Origin of the sequence: Streptococcus infantis (assembly GCF_001579645.1) — a bacterium.
Lineage (GTDB): Bacteria > Bacillota > Bacilli > Lactobacillales > Streptococcaceae > Streptococcus > Streptococcus infantis_E.
On sequence record NZ_KQ970818.1, the window covers coordinates 255,276 to 260,704 of the forward strand.

Below are 5,429 nucleotides of genomic sequence, written 5' to 3' on the forward strand. Positions count from 1 at the left end.
TTTCAATTAAGGATAAGGAGAAGACGATGAGTCAAAAGATTATTGGGATTGACCTTGGTGGAACTTCTATCAAGTTCGCTATTTTAACGCAAGAAGGAGAAATCCAAGAAAAATGGTCTATCAAGACTAACATTTTGGATGAAGGAAGCCATATCGTAGACGATATGATTGAAACTATTCAACATCGTTTGGGCTTGCTTGGATTGTCTGCTGAAGATTTCCGTGGAATTGGTATGGGATCACCTGGTGTGGTTGACCGTGAAAAAGGAACTGTTATCGGTGCCTACAACTTGAACTGGAAAACTCTTCAACCAATCAAAGAAAAAATGGAAAAAGCTTTGGGTATTCCATTCTTCATCGACAATGACGCTAACGTGGCAGCTCTTGGTGAGCGTTGGATGGGTGCTGGTGAAAACCAACCAGACGTTGTCTTTATGACACTTGGTACAGGTGTTGGTGGCGGTATCGTGGCAGAAGGAAAATTACTTCACGGTGTTGCTGGTGCTGCAGGTGAACTTGGACACATCACAGTTGACTTTGATCAACCAATCGCATGTACGTGTGGTAAAAAAGGCTGTCTTGAGACAGTAGCTTCAGCAACAGGGATTGTCAACTTGACTCGTCGTTACGCAGATGAATACGAAGGCGATGCAGAGTTGAAACGCTTGATTGATGACGGAGAAGAAGTAACAGCTAAAACTGTCTTTGATTTGGCAAAAGAAGGAGACGACCTTGCCTTGATCGTTTACCGTAACTTCTCACGTTACTTGGGAATTGCATGTGCCAACATCGGTTCAATCCTAAACCCATCAACAATCGTTATCGGTGGTGGTGTATCAGCTGCGGGAGAATTCCTTCTCCAAGGTGTACAAAAGGTTTATGATGAAAATACTTTCCCACAAGTTCGTACAACCACTAAATTGGCTCTTGCCACTCTAGGAAACGACGCTGGAGTGATTGGTGCTGCGTCACTTGTCTTGCAATAAATAAACATAAAAAGGAGAAAATTGCTTTCCGTAAGCGAGTGATTTTCCTCCTTTCTTTTTTTATGCTATACTAGTTAAGACAATAATTGAGGTGAGAGTAAATGACAAAAGCAGACACGATTTTTAAAGAAAATATCGAGCGAATTCTCAATGAAGGAGTCTTTTCAGAACAAGCTCGTCCCAAGTATAAGGATGGAACAGTAGCTAACTCCAAGTACATCACAGGTGCTTTTGCGGAGTATGATTTGTCTAAGGGTGAATTTCCCATCACAACCCTACGTCCAATTGCTATCAAATCAGCTATCAAGGAAGTTCTTTGGATCTACCAAGACCAGTCCAATAGCCTAGAAATCCTCAATGACAAGTACAATGTTCACTACTGGAATGACTGGGAAGTAGGAGATACAGGGACAATCGGTGAGCGTTATGGGGCTGTGGTTAAAAAGCACGACATCATTAACAAGATTCTCAAACAGTTAGAAGCTAATCCTTGGAACCGTCGCAATATCATCTCTCTCTGGGATTACCAAGCTTTTGAGGAAACAGACGGCCTTCTTCCATGTGCCTTCCAGACCATGTTTGATGTCCGTCGTGTAGATGGGGACATCTATCTGGATGCAACCTTGACCCAGCGTTCTAATGATATGCTGGTAGCTCACCACATCAATGCCATGCAGTATGTGGCTCTTCAGATGATGATTGCTAAACACTTTGGATGGAAGGTTGGGAAATTCTTCTACTTTATCAATAACCTTCACATTTATGACAATCAATTTGAACAAGCTCAGGAATTGCTTCGTCGTGAGCCTTCAAATTGCCAACCACGTTTGGTCTTGAATGTACCAGACAAGACCAACTTCTTTGATATTAAAGCAGAGGATTTTGAGCTGGTTGATTATGATCCTGTGAAACCACAGTTGAAGTTTGACTTGGCAATTTAATACTCTCTGAAAATCTCTTCAAATCAGGCTAGATTCCTAGTTTCCTATTTTGTTTTTATTGAGTATAAAAGAATAGAAAAAAAGAAGTTGAGAAAAAATCTCAACTTCTTTTGTTGCTTAGTGTGATACGCGACGACGTGCTGCTTTCTTACGATTTTCTTCGATGAAAGCTGCTTTTTGTTCTTCTGGTTCGATCACTTTCTTTTTAACTGCGTATACTGCACCTGCAACTGCAGCGACAGTTCCTGCAATACCTGTTACAAGACCTTTAGCGAATCCTTTAGCCATGAGTATTCCTCCTTTAACTTATAAATCAGCCAGCTACCTCAAGAGGTCGCATTTTTCTGACTGACCTTTTTGTGATATAATAATAGTAACGAAAAAATGGGAATTTTTCAAGGAAAAAAGATGAAAACAAAAATAATTGTGATTGTTGGACCGACTGCAGTTGGAAAGACAGCTCTAGCCATTGAAGTTGCTAAGCATTTTAATGGTGAAGTAGTTAGTGGAGATAGCCAACAAGTCTATCGAGGACTAGATATTGGGACAGCCAAGGCTAGTCCAGAGGAGCAGGCAAGTGTTCCTCATCACTTGATTGATGTGAGAGAAGTAACCGAGTCTTACTCGGCTTTTGATTTTGTTTCAGAAGCGAAAGCAGCTATTGAGGATATTCAAAGTCGAGGTAAGCTCGCTATTATTGCTGGTGGGACAGGACTTTATATCCAGAGTCTGCTAGAGGGCTATCATCTAGGTGGAGAGACTCCACATGAGGATATTTTAGCCTATCGAGCTAGTTTGAAACCTTTTTCGGATGAGGAGTTAGCCCATCTGGTGGATCAAGCAGGCCTTGAAATTCCCCAGTTTAATCGTCGTCGTGCCATGCGTGCCTTGGAAATTGCCCATTTTGGTCAAGACTTGGAAAATCAAGAGACCTTGTATGAACCTCTGATTATTTGCTTGGATGATGAGCGTAGTCAGCTTTATGAACGAATTAACCACCGTGTGGATTTGATGTTTGAAGCTGGACTGTTGGATGAAGCCAAGTGGTTGTTTGACCATTATCCAGATGTGCAGGCTGCTAAAGGGATTGGCTATAAGGAACTTTTTCCTTATTTTAGAGGGGAGCAGAGTTTGGAGGAGGCTAGCGAGAGTCTCAAACAGGCGACACGCCGTTTTGCCAAGCGCCAGCTAACCTGGTTCCGTAATCGCATGCAGGTGACCTTTTATCAGATAGGAGAATCTGGTGTAAAAGACCGTATTTTAAACCAGATTGAGGAGTTTTTAAATGATTGAAACGGAGAAAAAAGAGGAGCGAGTCCTGCTGATTGGTGTTGAACTCCAGGGCATGGATAATTTTGACCTCTCCATGGAAGAACTGGCTAGTCTGGCTAAGACGGCTGGTGCAGTCGTAGTCGATAGTTACAGACAAAAACGTGAAAAATACGACTCCAAGACCTTCGTCGGTTCTGGTAAGTTGGAAGAAATTGCTCAAATGGTGGATGCAGAAGAAATCACAACTGTCATTGTCAACAACCGTCTGACACCTCGACAAAATGTCAATTTAGAAGAAGTCTTGGGTGTTAAAGTCATTGACCGCATGCAGTTGATTTTGGATATCTTTGCCATGAGAGCTCGAAGCCATGAAGGAAAGCTTCAAGTTCATCTTGCTCAGCTCAAATACCTCTTGCCTCGCTTGGTTGGTCAAGGGATTATGCTTAGCCGTCAGGCTGGGGGCATTGGTTCCCGTGGTCCAGGTGAAAGTCAGCTGGAGCTTAACCGTCGTAGTGTTCGCAACCAAATCACAGATATCGAGCGTCAGCTCAAAGTCGTTGAGAAAAATCGAGCGACAGTTCGAGAAAAACGTTTGGAGTCAAGTACCTTTAAGATTGGTTTGATTGGCTACACCAATGCTGGAAAGTCAACTATCATGAATACCTTGACTAGCAAGACCCAGTATGAGGCAGATGAGCTCTTTGCGACTCTGGATGCGACAACTAAAAGCATTCATCTGGGGGGCAATCTTCAGGTTACCTTGACTGACACCGTTGGGTTTATTCAAGATTTGCCGACAGAGTTGGTGTCTAGTTTCAAGTCGACCTTGGAAGAAAGCAAGCATGTAGACCTTTTGGTTCATGTTATCGATGCCAGCAATCCTTACCATGAGGAACATGAAAAAACGGTCCTGTCTATCATGAAAGACTTGGACATGGAGGATATTCCTCGCCTAACCCTTTATAATAAAGCGGATTTGGTGGAGGATTTCACGCCTACCCAAACGCCGTATGCACTGATTTCTGCCAAATCTGAGAATAGTCGAGAACAGTTGCAGGTTTTATTGCTAGATAAGATCAAGGAAATTTTTGAACCCTTTACTTTGCGCGTGCCTTTTTCTAAGTCCTACAAGATTCATGATTTAGAGAGTGTCGCTATTCTTGAAGAACGTGACTACCAAGATGATGGTGAAGTCATTACAGGCTACATTTCCGAGAAAAATAAATGGAGGTTAGAAGAATTTTATGACTGATATTAAAACTTTGGCTCTAAAGTATGGTGGCTATACAAGTCTAGACAAGGTATATTTGGACCAGCTTTTAGCTGGTAGGTCTGAAGAGGAGCAACTAGCTCTCATTACCCCTCCACCTAGCGTGGTTAATGCCTACTTTGCAGAGCTCTACCAGAAAAAGAGTCCTCAAGCTGCGACAGATTATTTTGCAGAACTAAGTCAGGAACTGAATCTTTACAATGCTGAACCTAGTTTCACTCTAGAAAATAAGCCTTTTATTCGTCTGAATCTATCAGGCAAATCTTTTGGTTTTTGCTATGAGAGTGAAGGTCTTGGACGGATTTTCTCAGAAGTTGAGGAAGTCATCACTGCTGACTTGCTCTTTGAGATTGCGCAAATTTTTCCACATCAGCTGGTTTTTGAGGAGTCTGGAAAAATTTATATAAAGTCTGTCGGAGACGAGGAAGTTGTTAGCGTGGAAAATCTTACAGCTTTGACAGATTTGGAAAACTTAGCTGATGGTCGCAAACGTCTCAAAGGCTATAGTCAAGAGGATTTGCTACAAGAAGCTAAAGCCTATACTGGTAAGCTTTATTACCGCTCGGAAAACCGCACTGCTATGTTATATTTTGATTAATTAGAAAGTATCGAATGGATATTCAATTTTTAGGAACGGGGGCTGGTCAGCCCTCTAAAGCCCGCAACGTTTCAAGTCTCGCCCTGAAACTCTTGGATGAGATTAACGAAGTTTGGCTCTTTGACTGTGGCGAAGGAACGCAAAATCGCATTCTGGAAACCACGATTCGACCACGAAAAATCAGCAAAATCTTTATCACCCACTTGCACGGAGACCATATCTTTGGCTTACCAGGATTTCTCTCTAGTCGTGCTTTTCAAGCCAATGAAGAGCAGACAGATTTGGAAATCTATGGTCCCCAAGGTATTAAGTCATTTGTCTTGACTAGTTTGCGTGTCTCTGGTTCTCGTCTGCCCTATAAG

At 42.3% G+C, this 5,429-nt stretch carries 7 protein-coding genes; 6 read left to right on the top strand and 1 reads right to left on the bottom strand.

Annotated elements, in window-relative coordinates; translation table 11 throughout:
• The first annotated feature begins 26 nt into the window (after positions 1 to 26).
• Complete coding sequence (locus SINDD18_RS01230; protein WP_049508573.1) at positions 27 to 986, top strand: ROK family glucokinase; 960 nt, start codon at positions 27 to 29, stop codon at positions 984 to 986.
• 101 nt (positions 987 to 1,087) lie between these two features.
• The gene (locus SINDD18_RS01235) at positions 1,088 to 1,927 is read left to right on the top strand and encodes a thymidylate synthase (protein ID WP_061862805.1); all 840 of its coding nucleotides are present in this window, start codon (positions 1,088 to 1,090) and stop codon (positions 1,925 to 1,927) included.
• A 117-nt stretch (positions 1,928 to 2,044) separates the two neighbouring features.
• On the opposite strand, the gene SINDD18_RS01240 is transcribed toward SINDD18_RS01235, so the two are convergent.
• Positions 2,045 to 2,215, bottom strand: a complete 171-nt coding sequence (locus tag SINDD18_RS01240; RefSeq protein ID WP_001051776.1) for a DUF3042 family protein — start codon at positions 2,213 to 2,215, stop codon at positions 2,045 to 2,047.
• A gap of 120 nt (positions 2,216 to 2,335) precedes the next feature.
• On the opposite strand from SINDD18_RS01240, the gene miaA reads away from it, so the two are divergent.
• From miaA to SINDD18_RS11155, 4 genes are all read left to right on the top strand, one after another.
• Positions 2,336 to 3,220, top strand: coding sequence for a tRNA (adenosine(37)-N6)-dimethylallyltransferase MiaA (gene miaA / locus SINDD18_RS01245; RefSeq protein ID WP_061862806.1), 885 nt, complete (start codon positions 2,336 to 2,338; stop codon positions 3,218 to 3,220).
• On the top strand, positions 3,213 to 4,451 hold the full coding sequence (gene hflX, locus SINDD18_RS01250) for a GTPase HflX (protein ID WP_061862807.1): 1,239 nt from the start codon (positions 3,213 to 3,215) through the stop codon (positions 4,449 to 4,451). The genes miaA and hflX overlap by 8 nt, the downstream gene beginning before the upstream one ends.
• Entirely contained in the window at positions 4,444 to 5,067 is a 624-nt protein-coding gene (locus tag SINDD18_RS01255) for a hypothetical protein (RefSeq protein WP_061862808.1), read from the top strand. Before hflX ends, SINDD18_RS01255 begins: the two co-directional genes overlap by 8 nt.
• A 14-nt stretch (positions 5,068 to 5,081) precedes the next feature.
• On the top strand, positions 5,082 to 5,429 hold a 348-nt coding region (locus SINDD18_RS11155; protein WP_241497301.1), incomplete at its 3' end, for an MBL fold metallo-hydrolase.

What these genes read in the sequence shown, in the direction of transcription:
- miaA (WP_061862806.1), top strand. Translation starts at nt 2,336, where the DNA reads ATGAAAACAAAAATAATTGTGATTGTTGGACCGACTGCAGTTGGAAAG.
- SINDD18_RS01235 (WP_061862805.1), top strand. Translation starts at nt 1,088, where the DNA reads ATGACAAAAGCAGACACGATTTTTAAAGAAAATATCGAGCGAATTCTC.
- SINDD18_RS01255 (WP_061862808.1), top strand. Translation starts at nt 4,444, where the DNA reads ATGACTGATATTAAAACTTTGGCTCTAAAGTATGGTGGCTATACAAGT.
- hflX (WP_061862807.1), top strand. Translation starts at nt 3,213, where the DNA reads ATGATTGAAACGGAGAAAAAAGAGGAGCGAGTCCTGCTGATTGGTGTT.
- SINDD18_RS01230 (WP_049508573.1), top strand. Translation starts at nt 27, where the DNA reads ATGAGTCAAAAGATTATTGGGATTGACCTTGGTGGAACTTCTATCAAG.
- SINDD18_RS01240 (WP_001051776.1), bottom strand. Translation starts at nt 2,215, where the DNA reads ATGGCTAAAGGATTCGCTAAAGGTCTTGTAACAGGTATTGCAGGAACT.